Source organism: Actinocorallia aurea (genome assembly GCF_054783995.1).
In genome coordinates, this window is sequence record NZ_BAAGPQ010000021.1 from 114,522 (window position 1) to 132,777 (window position 18,256).

At 70.5% G+C, this 18,256-nt stretch carries 15 protein-coding genes and 1 rRNA gene; 6 read left to right on the forward strand and 10 right to left on the reverse strand.

Annotation, left to right across the window (positions count from 1 at the left end):
- Positions 1-78 precede the first annotated feature (78 nt).
- Positions 79-1,455: an aspartate aminotransferase family protein gene (locus ACYVOM_RS25550; RefSeq protein WP_460306031.1), complete on the reverse strand. Its 1,377-nt coding sequence runs from the start codon at positions 1,453-1,455 to the stop codon at positions 79-81.
- 176 nt (positions 1,456-1,631) lie between these two features.
- Between ACYVOM_RS25550 and ACYVOM_RS25555 the strand changes: the two genes are divergently transcribed.
- The gene (locus tag ACYVOM_RS25555; protein ID WP_460306032.1) at positions 1,632-2,504 is read left to right on the forward strand and encodes an alpha/beta fold hydrolase; all 873 of its coding nucleotides are present in this window, start codon (positions 1,632-1,634) and stop codon (positions 2,502-2,504) included.
- A gap of 79 nt (positions 2,505-2,583) precedes the next feature.
- Positions 2,584-3,831, forward strand: coding sequence for a cytochrome P450 (locus ACYVOM_RS25560; protein WP_460306033.1), 1,248 nt, complete (start codon positions 2,584-2,586; stop codon positions 3,829-3,831).
- Positions 3,832-4,030: 199 nt separating this feature from the next.
- On the opposite strand, the gene ACYVOM_RS25565 is transcribed toward ACYVOM_RS25560, so the two are convergent.
- The 5 genes from ACYVOM_RS25565 to ACYVOM_RS25585 all read right to left on the reverse strand — a co-directional run bounded on the left by ACYVOM_RS25565 (position 4,031) and on the right by ACYVOM_RS25585 (position 9,062).
- A complete protein-coding gene (locus ACYVOM_RS25565; RefSeq protein ID WP_460306034.1) occupies positions 4,031-4,891 on the reverse strand; it encodes a hypothetical protein in 861 nt (286 codons plus the stop codon).
- A gap of 132 nt (positions 4,892-5,023) precedes the next feature.
- Entirely contained in the window at positions 5,024-6,286 is a 1,263-nt protein-coding gene (locus ACYVOM_RS25570; protein WP_460306035.1) for a class I SAM-dependent methyltransferase, read from the reverse strand.
- The gene (locus tag ACYVOM_RS25575) at positions 6,283-7,614 is read right to left on the reverse strand and encodes an FAD-binding oxidoreductase (RefSeq protein WP_460306036.1); all 1,332 of its coding nucleotides are present in this window, start codon (positions 7,612-7,614) and stop codon (positions 6,283-6,285) included. Before ACYVOM_RS25575 ends, ACYVOM_RS25570 begins: the two co-directional genes overlap by 4 nt.
- A 93-nt stretch (positions 7,615-7,707) precedes the next feature.
- A complete protein-coding gene (locus ACYVOM_RS25580) occupies positions 7,708-8,199 on the reverse strand; it encodes a DUF1707 domain-containing protein (protein WP_460306037.1) in 492 nt (163 codons plus the stop codon).
- Positions 8,200-8,258: 59 nt separating this feature from the next.
- Positions 8,259-9,062: a polysaccharide deacetylase family protein gene (locus ACYVOM_RS25585; protein ID WP_460306038.1), complete on the reverse strand. Its 804-nt coding sequence runs from the start codon at positions 9,060-9,062 to the stop codon at positions 8,259-8,261.
- Positions 9,063-9,184: 122 nt separating this feature from the next.
- Here ACYVOM_RS25585 and ACYVOM_RS25590 point away from each other — a divergent pair, with 122 nt between their 5' ends.
- From ACYVOM_RS25590 to ACYVOM_RS25600, 3 genes are all read left to right on the forward strand, one after another.
- Complete coding sequence (locus tag ACYVOM_RS25590; RefSeq protein ID WP_460306039.1) at positions 9,185-9,529, forward strand: hypothetical protein; 345 nt, start codon at positions 9,185-9,187, stop codon at positions 9,527-9,529.
- A 56-nt stretch (positions 9,530-9,585) separates the two neighbouring features.
- The gene (locus ACYVOM_RS25595) at positions 9,586-10,563 is read left to right on the forward strand and encodes a DUF4192 domain-containing protein (protein ID WP_460306040.1); all 978 of its coding nucleotides are present in this window, start codon (positions 9,586-9,588) and stop codon (positions 10,561-10,563) included.
- A gap of 100 nt (positions 10,564-10,663) precedes the next feature.
- Entirely contained in the window at positions 10,664-13,141 is a 2,478-nt protein-coding gene (locus ACYVOM_RS25600; RefSeq protein ID WP_460306049.1) for a penicillin acylase family protein, read from the forward strand.
- Positions 13,142-13,208: 67 nt separating this feature from the next.
- On the opposite strand, the gene ACYVOM_RS25605 is transcribed toward ACYVOM_RS25600, so the two are convergent.
- Both ACYVOM_RS25605 and ACYVOM_RS25610 read right to left on the reverse strand, forming a co-directional pair.
- Positions 13,209-15,197, reverse strand: a complete 1,989-nt coding sequence (locus ACYVOM_RS25605) for an ATP-dependent DNA helicase (protein ID WP_460306050.1) — start codon at positions 15,195-15,197, stop codon at positions 13,209-13,211.
- Between the two features lie 135 nt (positions 15,198-15,332).
- Positions 15,333-16,547, reverse strand: coding sequence for a pyridoxal phosphate-dependent aminotransferase (locus tag ACYVOM_RS25610; protein ID WP_460306041.1), 1,215 nt, complete (start codon positions 16,545-16,547; stop codon positions 15,333-15,335).
- A gap of 159 nt (positions 16,548-16,706) precedes the next feature.
- Here ACYVOM_RS25610 and ACYVOM_RS25615 point away from each other — a divergent pair, with 159 nt between their 5' ends.
- The gene (locus ACYVOM_RS25615) at positions 16,707-17,522 is read left to right on the forward strand and encodes an SDR family NAD(P)-dependent oxidoreductase (protein ID WP_460306042.1); all 816 of its coding nucleotides are present in this window, start codon (positions 16,707-16,709) and stop codon (positions 17,520-17,522) included.
- 66 nt (positions 17,523-17,588) lie between these two features.
- Here ACYVOM_RS25615 and ACYVOM_RS25620 read toward each other — a convergent pair whose 3' ends face one another.
- Both ACYVOM_RS25620 and rrf read right to left on the reverse strand, forming a co-directional pair.
- Positions 17,589-18,056, reverse strand: coding sequence for a 2-thiouracil desulfurase family protein (locus tag ACYVOM_RS25620; RefSeq protein ID WP_460306043.1), 468 nt, complete (start codon positions 18,054-18,056; stop codon positions 17,589-17,591).
- Between the two features lie 103 nt (positions 18,057-18,159).
- Positions 18,160-18,256 (reverse strand): 5S ribosomal RNA (gene rrf, locus ACYVOM_RS25625); the annotation flags it as partial.

Consider the following 18,256-nt stretch of genomic DNA (forward strand, 5'->3'; position numbering starts at 1 on the left):
GCCGACACCCCGGAGTGAACACCGCGCGCGGTCGCGGTGTCTACGGCTTGCCGCCCTGTCTTGGCGGGCGGTATCGGCCTACAGCTTCGTCCAGGCCTCGGTGAGGACGGCGCGGAGCGTCTGCTCGATCTCGTCGAAGTGCGACTGGTCGGCGATGAGCGGCGGGCTGAGCTGGATGACGGGGTCGCCGCGGTCGTCGGCGCGGCAGTACAGCCCGGCTTCGAACAGGGCCTTGGACAGGAAACCGCGCAGGAGCCGTTCGGACTCCTCGTCGTCGAAGGTCTCGCGGGTGACCTTGTCCTTGACGAGTTCGATCCCGTAGAAGAAGCCGTCGCCGCGCACGTCGCCGACGATCGGCAGGTCGGTCAGCTTCTCCAGGGTGCCGCGGAAGGCCCCCTCGTTGCGCAGGACGTGGCCGAGGAGGTCCTCGCGCTCGAAGATGTCGAGGTTGGCCAGGGCGACGGCCGCGGAGACGGGGTGGCCGCCGAAGGTGTAGCCGTGGGCGAACATCGTGTCGCCGTGCTTGAACGGCTCGAACAGCCGGTCGCTGACGAGCATCGCGCCGAGCGGCGAGTACCCGGAGGTGAGTCCCTTGGCGCTGGTGATGATGTCGGGCAGGTAGTCGAACTTCTGCGCGCCGAACATGGTGCCGAGCCTGCCGTAGGCGCAGATGACCTCGTCGGAGACGAGCAGCACGTCGTACTTGTCGCAGATCTCGCGGACCCGCTGGAAGTAGCCGGGGGGCGGCGGGAAGCAGCCTCCGGCGTTCTGGACGGGCTCGACGAAGAAGGCGGCGACGGTGTCGGGGCCCTCGAAGACGATGGCCTCCTCCACCCGGTCGGCGGCCCAGCGGCCGAACGCCTCGACGTCCTCGCCGTGCTCGGGCGCCCGGTAGAAGTTGGTGTTCGGCACCCGGAACGTGGAGGGCACGAGCGGCTCGTACGGCTGCTTGAACGCCGGGATGCCGGTGATCGACAGCGCGCCCTGGGTGGTGCCGTGGTAGGCGGTCTGGCGGCTGATCACCTTGTGCTTGAGCGGCTTGCCGGTGAGCTTGAAGTACTGCTTGGCGAGCTTCCACGCCGACTCGACGGCCTCGCCGCCGCCGGAGGTGAAGAAGACCCGGTTCAGGTCGCCGGGGGCCGCCGCGACGAGGCGCTCGGCGAGTTCGGCGGCCTTGGGGTGGGCGTAGGACCACAGCGGGAAGAACGCGAGCTCCCTGGCCTGCTTGGCCGCGGCCTCGGCGAGTTCCTCGCGGCCGTGCCCGGCCTGGACCACGAAGAGCCCGGCGAGACCGTCGAGGTACTTCTTGCCCTTGTCGTCGTAGATGTAGGCACCGTCACCGCGGACGATCATCGGCACCTCGGCGCCGTTCTCGTGCACCGAGTGCCGGGTGAAGTGCAGCCAGAGGTTGTCGCGGGCCGCCGCCTGTAGATCGTTCACCTGAGAACCCGTCATCTCTCATCCCTGCGCGACGTCAACTTATTTCGTTGTCGTTACGGACACTTGACACTGAATCCTGTGTCATAGCCTGCTTCCGCAACGATATCCGAAGTAACCCGGCGCGGCGAGGCCCACCCCCGCACCAGAATCCGGTTCTGGCCGTGACAGAGCGGGCGCAGTAGCGTCGCGGCATGACCGAGACGACGATCAAGGCCAACGGGATCGAGTTCGCCTGCCGCACTGCCGGTCCCGCCGACGGCCCGCTGGCCCTGCTCCTGCACGGATTCCCCGACACCCCGCACTCCTGGCGCCACCTGGCGCCCGCGCTCGCCGGCGCCGGGTACCGCGTCGCCGCACCGTTCATGCGCGGCTACGCGCCGTCCGGCACCTCGCCGGACGGCGACTACCGCGCGGGGGCGCTCGGCGCCGACGCGAACGCGCTGCACGAGGCCCTCGGCGGCGACTCCTCGGCGGTCCTCGTCGGACACGACTGGGGCGCGGCCGCGGTGTACTCCGCGATCGCCCAGGACCCGTCGCGCTGGCGCAGGGGCGCCGCGCTGGCCCTCCCGCCGCTGCCCTCGCTGCTCTCCGGCTTCTTCTCCTACGCCCAGCTCAAGCGCTCGTTCTACATCTTCCTGTTCCAGACCCCGCTGGCGGAGATGGCCCTGGACCGCGCCTTCATCGAGGGGCTGTGGCGCGACTGGTCGCCCGGGCACACCGAGGACGTCGGACACGTCGCGGACGCGCTCGGCGCACCAGAGAACGTCGCCGCCGCACTCGGCTACTACAGGGCGATGCTCGCCCCGGAGAACCTCGGCGAGGCCGCGGCGGCGGCGCCCTCCGGAGAGGCCGACGTGCCGCTGCTGTACCTGCATGGGGAGGACGACGGCTGCCTCGGCCTCGACGCCGTCAGTCCGGCCGGGCCGGACGGCTCGCGCGACCTCTCCTCGATCACCGCGCACCTCCCGGCGGGCTCCCAGGCCCGGATCGTGCCCGGAGCCGGGCACTTCCTCCAGGTGGAGCGGCCCGAAGCGGTGAACGCCGCGATCCTCGACTGGCTGTGATCCAGGTAACATACAGTGTACGTAGAGAGTTTGGCATGATGCTTCAACCGAATGTTGTTCTAAACCCGAGGGGCAGGACATGCTCAACGTCGAGGACATCGACCTGACCGACTGGGCCTTCTGGGAGCGCCCGCTCGCCGAGCGCAACGAGGGCTTCCGCCTGCTGCGCGAACACGGCGCCCTGCGGCACTTCCGCGAACTCCCGGCGGGCTTCGGCGAACCCGGCCCCGGCTACAAGGCCCTGGTCACCCATGCCGACGTCGTCGAGGCCTCGCGGCGGCCCCAGGACTTCTGCTCCGGCCAGGGCGCGATCAGCATCCCCGACATGCCGACCGACGTGCACGAGTACTTCGGCTCGATGATCAGCATGGACGACCCCCGGCACGCCAAGATCCGCCGGATCGTCTCGCGCGCCTTCTCGCCGCGCATGATCCAGCGGTTCGAGGACCAGGTCGAGACCGTCGCCGAGAAGATCGTCGACGACCTGAGGGCGGGCAAGGGCACCGGCGACTTCGTCCTCGACGTCTCCTGCCGCCTGCCCCTGCAGATCATCTGCGAGATGATGGGCATCCCCGAGTCCTCCTACCAGGACGTGCTGGACGCCTCGAACGTCATCCTCGCCGGCAACGACCCCGAGTACCTTCCGTCGAACGACTTCGACGGCATCATGATGAAGCTCATCGAGGCGGGCGAGACGCTCCAGAACCTCGTGCAGGAACTGAGCGCCGAGCGCAAGGGCGGGGACGGCGACGACCTCATCTCGCTGCTCATCAACGCCAACATCGACGGCGAGTCGCTCAGCCCGCAGGAGCTCGGCTCGTTCTTCATCCTGCTCGCGGTCGCGGGCAACGAGACCACGCGCAACGCCATCTCGCACGGCCTGCACCTGTTCACCGCCCACCCCGAGCAGCGCGCGCTCCTGCTCTCGGACTACGACGCGAACGCCCCCGGCGCGGTCGAGGAGATCGTCCGGTTCGTCTCCCCGGTCATCTGGATGCGGCGCACCGCCACCCGCGACACCACGCTGAACGACCACGAGATCAAGGCGGGCGAGAAGCTCGTCCTGTACTACGGGTCGGCGAACCGCGACGCGACGGTCTTCCCCGACCCCGACAGGTTCGACATCTCCCGCTCCCCCAACCCGCACATCGGCTTCGGCGGCCCCGGCCCGCACTTCTGCCTGGGCGCGCACCTGGCCCGCCGCGAGGTCACCGTCATGTTCCGCCGCCTCTTCGCCGCCTTCCCCGAGATCCGCTCCGGCGCCCCCGACCGCCTCTTCTCCAACTTCATCAACGGCATCAAGCACCTCCCCTACACGCTGTCCTGACCCCGCCACGTCGCGGGCCCACCCCACGGAACCCGCGACGTCCACCTCCGGACGCCCCGCCTCCGGACGCCCCACCACGTCGCGGGCTCCGCACGAAGCCGCGACTCCCCCGGCTCCTGGCCCCACCAGGAACCCCGCCGAACGAAGCGGCCCACCGGCCCGACGCCCCCGCAGGGTCGGGGGCGTCGGGCGGGCGGTGTCACCAGCCCAGTTCGGTGACGACGGCCTCCCTCCAGGACAGGGGGTGGTGGCGGTGCAGGTGCGCGGTGGGGGCGACCACTGACAGGTGGGTGGGCGGGCCGGCGGGGGTGCCCGGGTCGAGGCGCAGGCCGAGGAGGGCCGCGCCGCGGCGGTGCGGGCAGGCCGCGGTGGCCCTGCCCACCTCGGCGGCGGTCAGCCTGACCTGGGCGGGGATCTCCCGGAACGCGCTCGTCGGAGCCCGCGCCAGATCGGCCCACTGGTCTTCCAGCAGCCGCTGGGCGAGCCCGGCGAGCACGTCGGACCAGGGCCGCCGCAGTTCCTCCGCGATCCGGGTGACGCGCAGCTCGGGCAGCCCGAGGACGGCGAGCCCCGCCGTCGTCAGCGTCCAGCCCCTGCCGTGCGGCTCCGGTACCGGCAGCACCCCGACCCACTCGGCGACCGCGAACTCCTCCGGCCCCTCGAACGGCTCCGGTGGCCCCGACCACGGCTCCACGTCGCCCGTCGCGGCGTCCAGAAGGATCCCGCCGGTCGCCTCCGCCAGCTCGAACGCGACGGACGCGGCCTCGATGACGTGGCCGGGCGGCCAGCTCGGCTCGCCCATCGCGCTGATCCGCAGATGAAAATCCGCCTCGCGCATCCGGCGCACCAAGGCGCCGTCGACGTCGAGACCGCCCGGCAGGCAGCGCGGGCAGTGCGCGCTCGGCCCGAACAGCCACGGCAGCGGCGCCGTCCCCGCCTCGACCAGCTCGACCAGCGCTAAAGCCCCCTCGCTCGGGCCCACGGGCAGACTCAGCGGCGCGGCGACCACGCAGACCGCGCACAGCTCGGCGGGAACCGGCAGCACAAGTGTCTCGTCCATGCCGCGCACGCTACGCCCCGCCACTGACAATTCACGCAGGGCCACTCGGCCGGGCCCTGCGCTCCGGGTCCCCCACGCACGCGGGGCGGTGATCCGGACCCGGATCACCGCCCCGAAGGGTCGCGCAACGCGTCACATGGCCCAGGTGGCCCGCAGCGGCATGCCCGAGCTCTGCGACTCGGTCAGCTTCACCCCGAGGACCTGGTGGAGCTGGATCATGTTCTTCTCGAAGCCGAGACGGCAGCCGGCCATGTAGACCCGCCACACGCGGGCGATCTCCGGCCCGACCTCGGCCACCGCATCGTCCCAGTTCGCGTCGAGGTTGCGGCACCAGTCCCGCAGCGTCATCGCATAGTGCTCGCGGAAGTTCTCCTCGTGCCGGATCTCGAACCCGTGGTCGTTCATCGCGGTGATGAGGTACCCCGGCCCCTCCAGCTCGCCGTCGGGGAAGACGTACCGGTTGATGAAGCCGTCCGGCTTGATCGACGGCTGGGTGTTGTCCGGCCGGGTGATGCAGTGGTTCAGCATCCGCCCGCCCGGCCGCAGCTTCCCGGCCAGGAACTCGAAGTACCCGGGCACGTTCGCCTGCCCGATGTGCTCGGTCAGGCCGATCGAGCTGACCGCGTCGAAGCCCTCCTCGGTGACGTCGCGGTAGTCCATGTAGCGGACTTCGGCGAGGTCGCCCAGCCCCTGCTCGGCGATGGCCTTCTGCGCCCATTCCGCCTGCTGCTTGGACAGCGTGACGCCCAGCGCCTTCACCCCGTGCTCGCGGGCGGCGTGCATGACCATGCCGCCCCAGCCGCAGCCGACGTCCAGCAGCCGCATCCCCGGCTCGAGGCCGAGCTTGCGCGCCACCAGCTCGTGCTTGGTGAACTGCGCCTCCTCCAGTGACGAGTCCTGCTCCGGGTAGACCGCGCAGGTGTAGGCCATCGACGGCCCCAGCACCCACTCGTAGAACCGGTTGGAGACGTCGTAGTGGTGGTGGATCGCCTCGGCGTCCCGCCGCTTGGAGTGCCGGCGGAGCCTGCCGTGCTTGGGCGCCTCGACCGACGGCGGGTCGAGCTTCGTGGCGGCCGCCGCGCGCAGCAGCGGATCGTCCAGGACGCCGGCGAGCACCCTGAGGCGGTCCTTCACCGAGATGCTCTCCAACGTCTGCGAGAGCGTGCTCAGCGTGGTGTACATGTCGCCACGGACCTCGATGTGGCCCGCGACGTACGCGCGGGCCAGGCCGAGCAGGCCGGGTGACCTGACGAGGTAGGAGATCGCGTAGGGGCTGCGGATCTCCACTCTCAGGTCGGCGCCGGGTCGCCCGGCCCGGCTCCCGTCGTAGGCCGCGAACTCGACGGGGACGTCCGCCCCGTGGGTGACTCTTTCAAAGACTTTCGCCAGGGTCATGTGCCCCTCACACACTTGTCGTAAAGGTCGTACAGGCGGCCACCGGAGTCGTAGCGCTCCTTGAGGGCCTGGTACGTCTTCCCGTCGTAGTGGCGCCAGAACTCGTCGCGCGCGTAGAAGGCCGTCGAGTACAGGGACTTATGCCCGTCCAACGAGTCGACCACGCGCTCGATGCGCCGGTTGTAGTGGTCGGGCAGGGCGCCGGGCTGCTGCGGGACCGTCCCCCAGAAGCCGACGTTGACGTAGCTGCGTCCGGGTTCGAGCGGATACAGGGGCCACTTCTCTTGTGCCTTGAGCGGGCAGAGCCAGATCGGACTCATGCCCACTTCCTTGTGGAAGAACTCAAGGAACTCGGGGAGACGTTCTGTGGGGACCTCGATGTCCTGGATGACGTCCTCGCGCGGCGGCTTTCCCGTCCAGCGGTCGAGGCGCGCGGTGAAGTGCGCGCGTTTGTCCCAGGCGACGATCTTCCGGTACACGTCGGAGCGCTTCTTGGCGGCCGGCCACAGGCGGCGTACCGCGGGCCGGTGCAGGCCGAAGGCGCCCGAGCACCAGAACCAGTCGGTGTCCCAGCGCCACAGGTAGTCGTGGATCGTCAGGTAGTCGACCGAGCGTTCCTGGATGGACCGGAAGTAGATCTTCTGTCCGGTGTAGTCGGAGGTATAGGGGGCCTCGTCGGCGAAGGTGCCGATCGAGAGGTAGATCTCGTCCGGGCCGAACACCGTGCCGTCCAGGAAGTCGGCGTCGGTGATCTCGGTGATCGCCCTGGCCGCCTCGGCCGCGTCGGTGTAGCGGACGTGCCGGACCTTGACGAACGGCTTCACCGGGACGAGGTCGATGGTGAGCCGGACGGCGTAGCCGAGCGTCCCGTAGGAGTTGGGGAAGCCGTAGAAGAGGTCGGCGTGCTCGTTGTCCCGGCTCGCCGTGACGATCTCGCCGTCCCCGGTCATGATGTCCATCTCGCGGACCGACTCGTGCGGCAGCCCGAGGCGGAACGACGTGGACTCGATGCCGAGCCCGGTGACGGCTCCGCCGAGGGTGATGGTCTTCAGCTGCGGGACGACCGTGGGCATCATCCCGTGCGGCAGGGTGGCCGCCACGAGATCCTCGTAGGTCGTCATCCCCTGGACGACCGCGGTCGTCCCCTCGACGCGCAGCACCCCGTCGAATCCGCCGACGTCGAGGCCGGGCGCGGCCGGGCTGTCCCGGAAACGGAAGAGGTTCGACGTCGGTTTCGCCAGCCGCACCGGGGCTCCGGGCGGGATGGCGGCGTAGGACGCGCGGAGCGCGGCCACCGCTGCGTCATGTGAGGACTCGGTCACTGGCATGGGCGCCTCCCTCACTCGATCTTCACGCACAACTCATGCGGTAAACCTTTCCGTCCCGTAAATATTCCAGGTCCTTTACTTTTGAGACTCAGATCACTTGATGAGCCTCAGTGTCAGGGGGTAGCGGAAGGAACCGCTCGTCAGGGCCGAGAGCCCCGCGATGAGCGACGCGATCCAGGCCACCGCGTACACGACGCCGCCGATGCCGAACGTGACGATGGTGAAGATCAGGAGGGTGAGCTGGAAGTTGAGCGCCTCCACGGCGTGCGCCCGGACGGGAGCGGAGCGCCGTCCGGACGTGAGCAGCAGGACCAGCGGCCCGATGAAGGTGGTGAGCATCCCCGTCACGTGGGCGAGCGACCCGAGGACCTTGTCCTCGCCCGTCTCCTCGGCTTCCAGGGCCGGCCGCGGAGCCAGGTCGTGCGTCAGAGGCTCCAGGTCGCCGCGCGTCTTGCTCGTCATGGCGAGGTGGACCCTTTGGTCGAGTTCCTCTGTGTCCAGCCTTCCCTCGGCGTAGGCGCTCTGAAGGACGTCGATGACGGACTCGCGTTCGGCGTGGCCGACGCGCATCTGGGTGGTCTCCATACTCCGATGGTCGCCGCTCGCCGCCCCGTCCGCATCGGGGAAGAACCCTGAGAAGCCCCTTAGCGCGCGACCGTCATCGTCCGCTCGCGGTACTGGTGCCCCGGCTGGAGCGCCATCCCCCGGAAGAGCCGGCTGACCGTGACGAACCGGTAGCCCTTGGCCGAGAGACCTTCCAGGATCTTCGGGACGGCGTCGACGGTGCTGGCGTGGATGTCGTGCAGGAGCACCACGTCGCCGGGGCCCGTCTCGGAGAGGACGCGGCGCGCGATGAGCGAGGAGTTGCGGTCCCGCCAGTCCAGCGGGTCGACCGCCCAGATGATCTCCGGGAGGCCGAACGACGCGGCGACCTTGGCCACCCGGGCGTTGGACGAGCCGTAGGGAGGGCGCAGAAGGACCGAGCGGTAGCCGGAGTGCCGAAGGATGGCTTCCTGGGTCTGCTTGATCTGCGCGGTGACGCCCTCCTCGGACAGGCCCGCGAGGTCGGAGTGGTTCCAGCTGTGGTTGGCGATCTCGTGTCCCGCGGCGACCTCCTTCTGGACGAGCTGCGGGAACTCCTCGACCATCTGCCCCACGACGAAGAAGGTGGCCCGGGCGTTGTAGCGGGCCAGGATCTCCAGCAGGCGCTCGGTGTGGTCCATCGGGCCGTCGTCAAAGGTCAGGGCGACGCACTTGCCTTGGGCGCACATGTCGGGGAGCCCGTCCGGGCCGAGGCCCCGGCGCCGGTCCGGGTCGGGTTGGCGGTAGACCATGGGCTGCACGAGCACGGGCGTCTCCGCCTCCGCGCTCGTGCGCTGCCGCTCCGGCGCCTCGCCGCAGGCCGCCAGCGCGACCAGGACGGCCAGCGCCGCCATGAGCCGTTTCATCTGCACCCCCGTCGCCCGAAAACGGTGGTGACATGCCCTGGTGATGTTCATCGGAACCCGATGTCGGACTTTTTCGTTATCGTTTTCCTTGCGCTTTTCTCCACAGTGATGATCGGACGGCGATGAGGCTCTGGGATCGTTTCGGGCTCAGAAGGCACCGCGGCGGCGCTGTTCAGCGCTTCGACCGCGAGGCCACGGACACCGATGTGAAGGCTCTGATCGCCTTCGCCAAGGACAAGCGGGGCGTGGAGTTCTTCGTGGAACCCGAGACCTTCGCCACCGACACCACCGCGGTCGCCGTCGCGCACGACGGCGAGTGGATCCGGCGCCGCGTCGGCGCCCCCGCGGTGATCGCGAAGGTGGCCCGCAACCTGGGACTGCCGGTCTACGACGTCCAGATCGTCGGGTACCCGCCGCGCATGCGCGCCTGGAACGAACGGAACAAGGGCTCCCGCGGCTCGCTCTGAGAAAGTTGTCCACAGGGCGCCGAGCGGGTTCCGCCGCGTTGTGCGACCGTTCGGGCATGGACGAGACACGCGGCGGCGCCGCTCCCCTGGTCATCCGAGGTTCCGCGGAACTCATCGCGGCGATCCCCTACATGCTGGGCTACCACCCGGCGATGAGCATCGTCGGTGTCGGGCTCGACGGCCCCGGCGGCGCATGCGCCGTGCGACTCGACTTAGACGTCTCCAAGGAGGCGGCCGCGCATCTGGCCGGGCTGCTGGCGGTGCACGGGTTCACCGAGGTGATGCTGGTCTGCTACGGCCCGCCCGAGGCCGCGGATCCGGCCATGGCCGCGGTCCGCGCGGCGCTCACCGAGCTGGGGATCGACGTCGGCGACGCGCTGCGGGTGCACGACGGAGAGTTCTGGTCCTACCTGGACCGCAAGCTCGCGGGCCTGCCCCTGCGGCCCACCGCCGTGGAGGTGCAGGCCGTCGTGAACGGCCTGGTGGCGCTGCCCTCGCGCGAGGAACTCGCCGCCTCCGTCGCGCCGCTTCCCGATCCCGTCGCCGCGGCGGCGGCCCGGGAGGCGGCGCGGGCCGAGCGGGTCCCGCTCGATCTCGCCGAAGGCCTGCGGCTCGTGCGCGGGGTGATGGCCGGGATCGGCAGCGGGCGGCCGCCGCCGGGGATCCCCGAGGTCGCGCGGCTCACCGTCGCGCTCGGCCGGGTGCGGCTGCGCGACGAGGCATGGGTGCGGATCGATCCGAGGGCTCTGCACGCCCAGCGGGGGTTCTGGCAGTACGTCCTGCGCCGGACGGCGAGGACCTACCGCCCGGCACCCGCGTGCCTGCTCGCCTACTGCGCCTTCCTGTCCGGGGACGGCGCGCTGGCGAACGTGGCACTGGACGTGGCCGAGGAGGCCGATCCGGCCTATTCCCTCGCCGATCTGCTGCGCCAGACTCTGGAGGCGGGCGTTCACCCGTCCGAGGCGTTCCTGACGATGACGCCCGAGGACCTCGCCCGCGCCTACGCCGATCCCCCCGACCTGGGAACGGGGTGATCCTGACTCCTTGACAACAAAGCAGTGACGAATGTCCTGGTAACGAGGCCCGCACGCCTTTTTTAGTGACCTGCGCCATAGAGTGCTGGCCGTGAAGTTCATGCGTCAATGGCCCTGGCCGCTGCGGTGGGGTGTGCGGGCTCTCGCCCTGGTGATGGTACTGGTCCTCGTCGTCTCCGGATGGTTCGTCTGGACGGTCCGCAAGGCCTTCCCGACCTATGACGGGCAGATCAAGATGCCCGGGCTGGCCGGGGAGGTCACCGTCCATCGGGATTCCTACGGCATCCCGCAGATCTACGCCGACTCCCCCGAGGACCTCTTCCGCGCCCAGGGTTACGTCACCGCCCAGGACCGCTTCTGGGAGATGGACTTCCGTCGGCACATCACCGCCGGCCGCCTCTCGGAGCTGTTCGGCGAGACCACCCTGGACACCGACAAGGTCACCCGCACGCTGGGCTGGCGCAAGACCGCCGAGGCCGAACTGCCGCTGCTGGAACCCGAGACCCGGCAGCTGCTGGAGGCCTACGCCGCCGGCGTCAACGCCTGGCTGAAGGACAACCCGGACACCGCCGCCCAGTCGCTGGAGTACTCCGTGCTGGGGTTCCAGCGGACCGGCTACCGGCCTGAGGAGTGGACCGCCGTGGACTCCGTAGCCTGGCTCAAGGCGATGGCCTGGGACCTGCGCTCCAACATCGAGGAGGAGCTGGGCCGCGCCATCGCCGACACGAAGCTGCCCGCCGAGCGGGTCGACCAGCTCTACCCGGGCTACGACTTCCGCCGGATGCCGACCATCGTCGGCGGCGGCCAGGTCACCGACGGCGCCTTCGCCTCCTCCGGCGCGAAGGAGGCGGCCGAGGCGCCCGCCCGGGCCCTCAGCTCGGTGCTGGAGGCCATCCGCGCCATGCCCGACGACCTCGGCAACGGCGACGCGGAGCTGGGCTCGAACTCGTGGGTGATCTCCGGCGAGCGCAGCGCCACGGGCAAGCCGCTGCTCGCCAACGACCCGCACCTGTCGGCCCAGATGCCGTCGGTCTGGTACCAGACGGGCCTGCACTGCAGGACCGTCACCGACGCCTGCCCCTACGACGTCACCGGCTTCACCTTCTCGGGGCTGCCCGGCATCGTCATCGGGCACAACCACAAGGTCGCCTGGGGCTTCACCAACCTCGCCCCCGACGTCGCCGACCTCTACCTGGAGAAGGTCACCGCGACGACCGCCGAGTACAAGGGCGCCCAGGAGCCCCTCCAGATCCGCGACGAGAAGATCGAGGTGGCCGGCGGCAAGCCCGTCGAGCTGACCGTCCGGACCACCCGGCACGGCCCGATCGTCTCCGACGTGATGTCCGACGCCGAGGCCGCCGCCCCCGGGGGCGAGGCGGTCGCGCTCCGCTGGACCGCCCTGGACCCGGGCAGGACCGCCGACGCGATCTTCCAGATGAACCGGGCCACCGACTGGACGACGTTCCGCCAGGCCGCGGCGTCGTTCGAGGTGCCCGCCCAGAACCTCGTGTACGCCGACGTCGAGGGCAACATCGGCTACCAGTCCCCCGGCCGCATCCCGATCCGCACTGCGGGCGACGGGACCCGTCCCGTCCCCGGCTGGGACGGCGTCCACGAATGGAGCGGCTACCTCCCGTACGAGGAGCTGCCGACCGTCCTCAACCCCGACGCCGGGTACATCGTCACCGCCAACAACGCGGTCATCGGCGAGTCCTACCAGCCGCTGCTCACCAAGGACTGGTCCTACGGCTACCGGGCCCAGCGGATCGACGAACTCGTCCGCAACGGCGGCCGCCTCGACGCCGAGGCCATGGCCGGGATCCAGATGGACGGCCGGCAGGGCTTCGCGCCGACCCTGGTGCCGCACCTCCTGCGCCTCGGCGCGGGCGTCAAGGGCATCGAGCTGCTCCGCACCTGGGACTACTCCCAGCCCGTGGACTCCGCGCCCGCCGCGTTCTTCAACGCCGTCTGGCGGCACCTCCTGCTCGACACGTTCAACGACGAGCTGCCCGAAGGGGCCCGCCCCGACGGTGGCGACCGCTGGTTCGAAGTGGTCCGCACCCTCCTCGGCCGCCCCGCCGACCCGTTCTGGGACGACGTGGCGACCGAGGAGGCCGCCGAGCAGCGCGACGACGTCCTGCTGCGCGCGCTGCGCGAGGCGAGCGACGAACTGGTCGGCGAGCTCGGCGACGACCCCTCCTCCTGGCGGTGGGGCGACCTGCACACCCTGACCCTCACGAATGAGAGCTTCGGAACGTCCGGGATCTCCCTCATCGAGAAGATCTTCAACCGGGGCCCGATCGAGGTCGGCGGAGGCAAGTCCGTCGTCAACGCCGCGGGCTGGGACGCCCAGGAAGGCTACGAGGTCAAGACGGTCCCGTCGCTGCGCCTCGTCGCCGACCTCGCCGACCTCGACGCCTCCCGGTACGTCAACCTCACCGGAGCCTCAGGGCACGCCTACTCCCCGCACTACTGGGACCAGACCGAACTGTGGGCGCGCGGCGACACCATCGCCTGGCCCTTCACCGCCGCGGCCGTCGAGAAGGCGGCCCGGCACACCCTCACCCTCAAGCCCTGACCCCCTCCCACCCCCGCAAGGGCGGCGTCCTTCGGGACGCCGCCCTTCTTCTTTCGCCGCGTGCCGATCAGCCCTCGGAAAGCCGCTTGAGGGCGGCCCGGACCTTCTCCGGATCCGAGGTCGGCCAGAAGGGAGGCAGGCTGCCCGTCAGGAACGAGCCGTAGCGCTTGGTGGCCAGCCGCGGGTCGAGGACGGCGACCACGCCCTTGTCGGAACCGCTGCGCAGCAGCCGGCCCGCCCCCTGGGCGAGCAGCAGCGCCGCCTGGGCGGCGGCCACCTGCATGAAGCCGTTGCCTCCCCGGGCCGCGATCATCCGCTGCCGGGCCGACGCCACGGGATCGTCCGGGCGCGGGAACGGGATCCGGTCCATCACCACCAGCGACAGCGACGGCCCCGGCACGTCCACGCCCTGCCACAGCGAGAGCGTGCCGAACAGGCACGTCTCGGGCGACTCGGCGAACTGCTTGACCAGCTGGGACGTCGAGTCCTCGCCCTGGCACAGCACCGGGAAGTCGATCTCCAGCTCGTCGGCCGCCTGGCGGGCCGCCCGCATCGACGAGAACAGCCCGAGGGTCCGGCCGCCGGCCGCCTCGATCAGGCCCTTCAGCTCCTCCAGGTACTCCTTGGGCAGGCCGTCACGGCCCGGCTCCGGCAGATGCCGGGCGATGTAGAGGATGCCGCTGCGCGGGTAGTCGAACGGCGAACCGACGTCCAGCCCCTCCCAGATGAGCGGCTTCTCGTCGTCCTCGGACGCCTCCCCGTCGCGCGCCGCGGGAACCGACGGCACCGGCCCGCCCGGCGCGGGCAGACCCCACTGCCGGGCCAGCGGCTCGAACGACCCGCCCAGGGTGAGGGTCGCGGAGGTCAGGATCGTGGTCCGGGTGCGGAACAGCGCCTCGCGCAGCAGCCCGCCGACCGCGATCGGCGCGACGTGCAGCGATGGCGGCCACTTGCCGTCGAACGACTTCGCCAGCCAGACCACCTCCCAGCGGTCGGCGAGCGGCACCTCGAACACCGCGAGCATCCGCACCGCGGTGGAGTGCACGTCGTCCAGGGCGGTCTTGGCGGCCCGCCTGCCCGCGGCGACCGCCGGGTCGGCGTCCTTGGGCTCGGGGCCGAGCCCCTGCAGGCACGCCTGCGCGGCGTCCCGGACGGCCGCCAGGGTGTTGCCGAGGTGCGAGGGCAGCATGTCCAGCCGGGCCGCGGACTCCTCGTCGAGGGCCGCCCGCAGGTCCTCGGCCAGCTCCCGCAGCCGGTCGGCCGTCCGGTCGGCGACGAGCTTGCCCGCCCGCCGCGCCGCCGCCTCCACCGCGTTCGCCGACAGCTCCCCCGACGCCACCGAGGTGACCCGGTCGACGAGATCATGCGCCTCGTCGATCACCACCGCGTCGTGCTCGGGCAGGACCTGGAACTCCTCCAGCGCGTCGATCGCCAGCATCGCGTGGTTGGTGACCACGACGTCGGCCTCGGCGGCCTCGGCCCGAGCCAGCTCCGAGAAGCAGTCCTGCGCCTGCGGGCAGCGCTGGCCGCCCAGGCACTCCTTCGCCGACACCGCCACCTGCCGCCACGCCTGCTCCGAGACGCCCGGCACCAGCTCGTCCCGATCGCCCGTCTGGGTCTTCTCCGCCCACTCGTGCAGCCGCTGCACCTGCCGGCCGAGGGTCGAGACCTGGGCGGTGTCGAACAGGCCGTCCTCGGGGTCGTCGGGCGCGCCCACCGACATCCGGTTCAGGCACACGTAGTTGCGGCGGCCCTTCAGGATCGCGTAGCGCAACTCCCGGCCGAGCAGCGGCTCCAGCGCGTCGGCGAGCCGCGGGAGATCCCTGTCGACGAGCTGCTGCTGGAGCGCGATCGTCGCCGTGGACACCACGACCGTGACGCCCTTGGACACCGAATGCCGGATCGAGGGCACCAGGTAGGCCAGCGACTTGCCCGTGCCCGTGCCCGCCTGGACGGCGAGATGCTCCTTGCGGCGCAGCGCCTGGTCGACCGCCTCGACCATCTTCACCTGGCCCGGCCGCTCACTGCCCCCCACGGCGGCCACCCCGGCCGACATGAGGTCCTCCAAAGGAGGCACATCCTTCAGGGCGATACGGGGCTGCGGAGAAGACACCCCGACACCGTACCGGCCGCCACGGACAGCCGCCGCCGGTTGTCCACAGCCCCCGGGCCGAGTCCGGCGCGGCGGACGTCACCGCACCCTGCGGGGCTCCAGGAACTCGGCGAACCTGCCGATCGCCTCCTCCAGGACGTCGGCGTAGGGCAGCGTGACGAACCTGAAGTGGTCCGGGCGCGGCCAGTTGAACCCGCTGCCGTGCACGATCAGGAGCTTCTGCTCCTCCAGCAGGTCGAGGCAGAACTTCACGTCGTCGGCGATCGGGTAGACCAGCGGATCGAGGTGCGGGAAGACGTACAGCGACCCCTTCGGCTCCACGCAGCTCACCCCGGGGATGCCGTTCAGCAGCTTGACCGCCCTGTCGCGCTGCTCCAGCAGCCGGCCGCCCGGCAGGACCAGGTCGCGGATGCTCTGCCGACCGCCCAGCGCCGCCTGAATCGCGTGCTGGGCGGGCGCGTTCGGGCACAGCCGCATGTTCGCGATCAGATCGAGTCCCTCGATGTAGGACGCGGCCCGCCGCTTCGGCCCCGACAGCACCACCCAGCCCGACCGGAACCCGGCCACCCGGTAGGACTTCGACAATCCGCTGAACGTCAGGCACAGCAGGTCCGGCGCCAGCGTCGCGATCGAGGTGTGCACGGCGCCGTCGTAGAGGATCCGGTCGTAGATCTCGTCGGAGAAGACGATCAGGTCGTGCCGCCTGGCCAGCTCCGCGATGTGCTCCAGGGTCTCGCGCGAGTACACCGCGCCCGTCGGGTTGTTCGGGTTGATCAGCACGACGGCCCTGGTCCGCGCGGTGATCTTGCGCGCCATGTCCTCCAGCGACGGCTGCCAGTCCAGCGCCTCGTCGCAGAGGTAGTGGACGGGCGTGCCGCCGCCCAGGGAGACCGCGGCAGTCCACAGGGGGTAGTCCGGCGCGGGGATCAGCACCTCGTCGCCGTCGTTCAGCAGCGCCTGGAGCGACATGACGATCAGCTCCGACACCCCGTTGCCGAGATAGACGTCCTCGACGTCGACGCCCGTGAACCCCTGGCCCTCGTAATGCTGGACCACCGCCCGGCGGGCCGACAGCAGCCCCTTGGAGTCGCTGTACCCGTGCGCCTGGGAGAGGTTCTGGATCACGTCCTGGAGGATCTCCGGGGGCGCTTCGAAACCGAAGGGCGCGGGATTGCCGATGTTCAGCTTCAGCACCGGATGCCCGGCGTCCTCGATCTGCTTCGCGCGCTTGAGGACCGGACCCCTGATCTCATAGCAGACATCGGCCAACTTGTCCGACTGTTTCACCGGCATGACACAACACTAGTGGTTGTCCCGTTACACATGTCGCCCGTGTTACCGGTAGGCACAGCTCTGGTGGGAGACCGGCAGCTCTGGTGGGAGACCGGCCTTCCCCCTACAATCCGGGGATTCCCCCCGTCCGCTCGCACCGAGTTCAGCCGAGAGGTCCCCATGACCACCACGATCGTGACCGGGGGCGCCTCCGGTATCGGAGCGGCCATCGCCGCCGAACTCATCGCGCGCGGCGACACCGTCGTCCTCGCCGACATCAACGCCGGCGGCGCGGCAGAGACCGCCGAACGCCTCACCGCGAGCGGGCCCGGCAAGGCCTTCGGCGCGGCCCTGGACGTCACCGACGCCGAAGCCGTCCGCGACCTTTACGAGCGGACCGCCCGCGACCACTCAGGCCTCGACCTCGTCTTCAACAACGCGGGCATCGCCATCGCCGGACTCGCCGAGGAACTCACCCTCGCACACTGGAACCGGGCGATCGACATCAACCTGAAGGGCGTCGTCCACGGCGTCGATGCCGCCTACCGGATCATGCGCGGGCAGGGCCGCGGCCATATCGTCAACACCGCGTCCCTCGCCGGGCTCGTCCCCATGCCGATGGGCATCCCCTACACCGCGACGAAGCACGCCGTCGTCGGGCTCAGCCTCGGCCTGCGCGCCGAAGCCGCGGGGCTCGGGATCAAGGTCAGCGCGCTCTGCCCCGGCTTCATCGCCACGAACCTCCTGCGGACGGTCAACGCGGGCCTGCCGGAGACCGGCATGAGCAGCAAGGCCGACGCCGAAGTGCCCAAGATCTACCCGGCCGACAAACTCGCCAAGGTCGTCATGAAGGGCGTCCGCCGCAACAAGGCGGTCATCGTCGCGCCCGCCTACGGCCGCCTCGCCTGGCTGGGCGCTCGGCTCTCCCCCGCGGGCGCCGTCCGCGTCTCCCGCCTCGCCGCGGACGGGTACCGCAAGGAGCACGGGCTGTCCTGACGGCGCATCGGACGCCTTCGCGCTCGCGCCGGCGCCTGGCGGCCTCTCGGCAGAGACCACCCGGACTCAGGCGCGGGATTCGAGACCGGAGAGGAAGGCCTCGGCCTTCTCGATCTCGGTCTCGCTGAAGACGTGGACGCCGTTATCGCGCAGCAGAGCCGTGGTGAGGCCGGAGCCGGGCACCTTTCGGCCGGTGAAAGAGCCGTCCGCGATCTGGTGGGTGCCGCACGACGGGCTGCCCTCCTTCAGGACCGCGACCTTGACGCCCGCGCGCAGCGCCGTCTGCAGCGCCTGCTCCGCGCCCCGCTGGAACGCCTCAGTGACGTCGTCGCCCGTGTCGGTGACGACGGCCTCACCCCGGCGTTCGGCCGGTGGGCGCGGCACGCCGAGCCCGCCCGCCAGCTCCGGGCAGAACCCGACGATCCTGCCCTCGGCCCGCCACCGGGCGAGGATCGCGGACTCGCTCGTCTTGGCGCGCCCGTCATAGCGAACCGCCGCACCGAGCAGACAGGAACTCACCAGTACCCGTTCCATGCCTCCAGCCTAGGCGCTCCACCCACGGGCGACCGCCGGGAACTGTCGCCCCGGAAATGCGAAAAGGCCCCGAACCGAAGTTCGGGGCCTTTCCTCACAGATATTGCGGCAGTGTCCTACTCTCCCACACAGTCTCCCATGCAGTACCATCGGCGCTGGAGGGCTTAACTTCCGGGTTCGAGATGGGACCGGGTGTTTCC

Bases quoted from the DNA above. Each gene is read 5' to 3' on its own strand.
- ACYVOM_RS25550 (WP_460306031.1), bottom strand. From the start codon at position 1,455: ATGACGGGTTCTCAGGTGAACGATCTACAGGCGGCGGCCCGCGACAAC.
- ACYVOM_RS25555 (WP_460306032.1), top strand. From the start codon at position 1,632: ATGACCGAGACGACGATCAAGGCCAACGGGATCGAGTTCGCCTGCCGC.
- ACYVOM_RS25560 (WP_460306033.1), top strand. From the start codon at position 2,584: ATGCTCAACGTCGAGGACATCGACCTGACCGACTGGGCCTTCTGGGAG.
- ACYVOM_RS25565 (WP_460306034.1), bottom strand. From the start codon at position 4,891: ATGGACGAGACACTTGTGCTGCCGGTTCCCGCCGAGCTGTGCGCGGTC.
- ACYVOM_RS25570 (WP_460306035.1), bottom strand. From the start codon at position 6,286: ATGACCCTGGCGAAAGTCTTTGAAAGAGTCACCCACGGGGCGGACGTC.
- ACYVOM_RS25575 (WP_460306036.1), bottom strand. From the start codon at position 7,614: ATGCCAGTGACCGAGTCCTCACATGACGCAGCGGTGGCCGCGCTCCGC.
- ACYVOM_RS25580 (WP_460306037.1), bottom strand. From the start codon at position 8,199: ATGGAGACCACCCAGATGCGCGTCGGCCACGCCGAACGCGAGTCCGTC.
- ACYVOM_RS25585 (WP_460306038.1), bottom strand. From the start codon at position 9,062: ATGAAACGGCTCATGGCGGCGCTGGCCGTCCTGGTCGCGCTGGCGGCC.
- ACYVOM_RS25590 (WP_460306039.1), top strand. From the start codon at position 9,185: ATGAGGCTCTGGGATCGTTTCGGGCTCAGAAGGCACCGCGGCGGCGCT.
- ACYVOM_RS25595 (WP_460306040.1), top strand. From the start codon at position 9,586: ATGGACGAGACACGCGGCGGCGCCGCTCCCCTGGTCATCCGAGGTTCC.
- ACYVOM_RS25600 (WP_460306049.1), top strand. From the start codon at position 10,664: ATGCGTCAATGGCCCTGGCCGCTGCGGTGGGGTGTGCGGGCTCTCGCC.
- ACYVOM_RS25605 (WP_460306050.1), bottom strand. From the start codon at position 15,197: ATGTCGGCCGGGGTGGCCGCCGTGGGGGGCAGTGAGCGGCCGGGCCAG.
- ACYVOM_RS25610 (WP_460306041.1), bottom strand. From the start codon at position 16,547: ATGCCGGTGAAACAGTCGGACAAGTTGGCCGATGTCTGCTATGAGATC.
- ACYVOM_RS25615 (WP_460306042.1), top strand. From the start codon at position 16,707: ATGACCACCACGATCGTGACCGGGGGCGCCTCCGGTATCGGAGCGGCC.
- ACYVOM_RS25620 (WP_460306043.1), bottom strand. From the start codon at position 18,056: ATGGAACGGGTACTGGTGAGTTCCTGTCTGCTCGGTGCGGCGGTTCGC.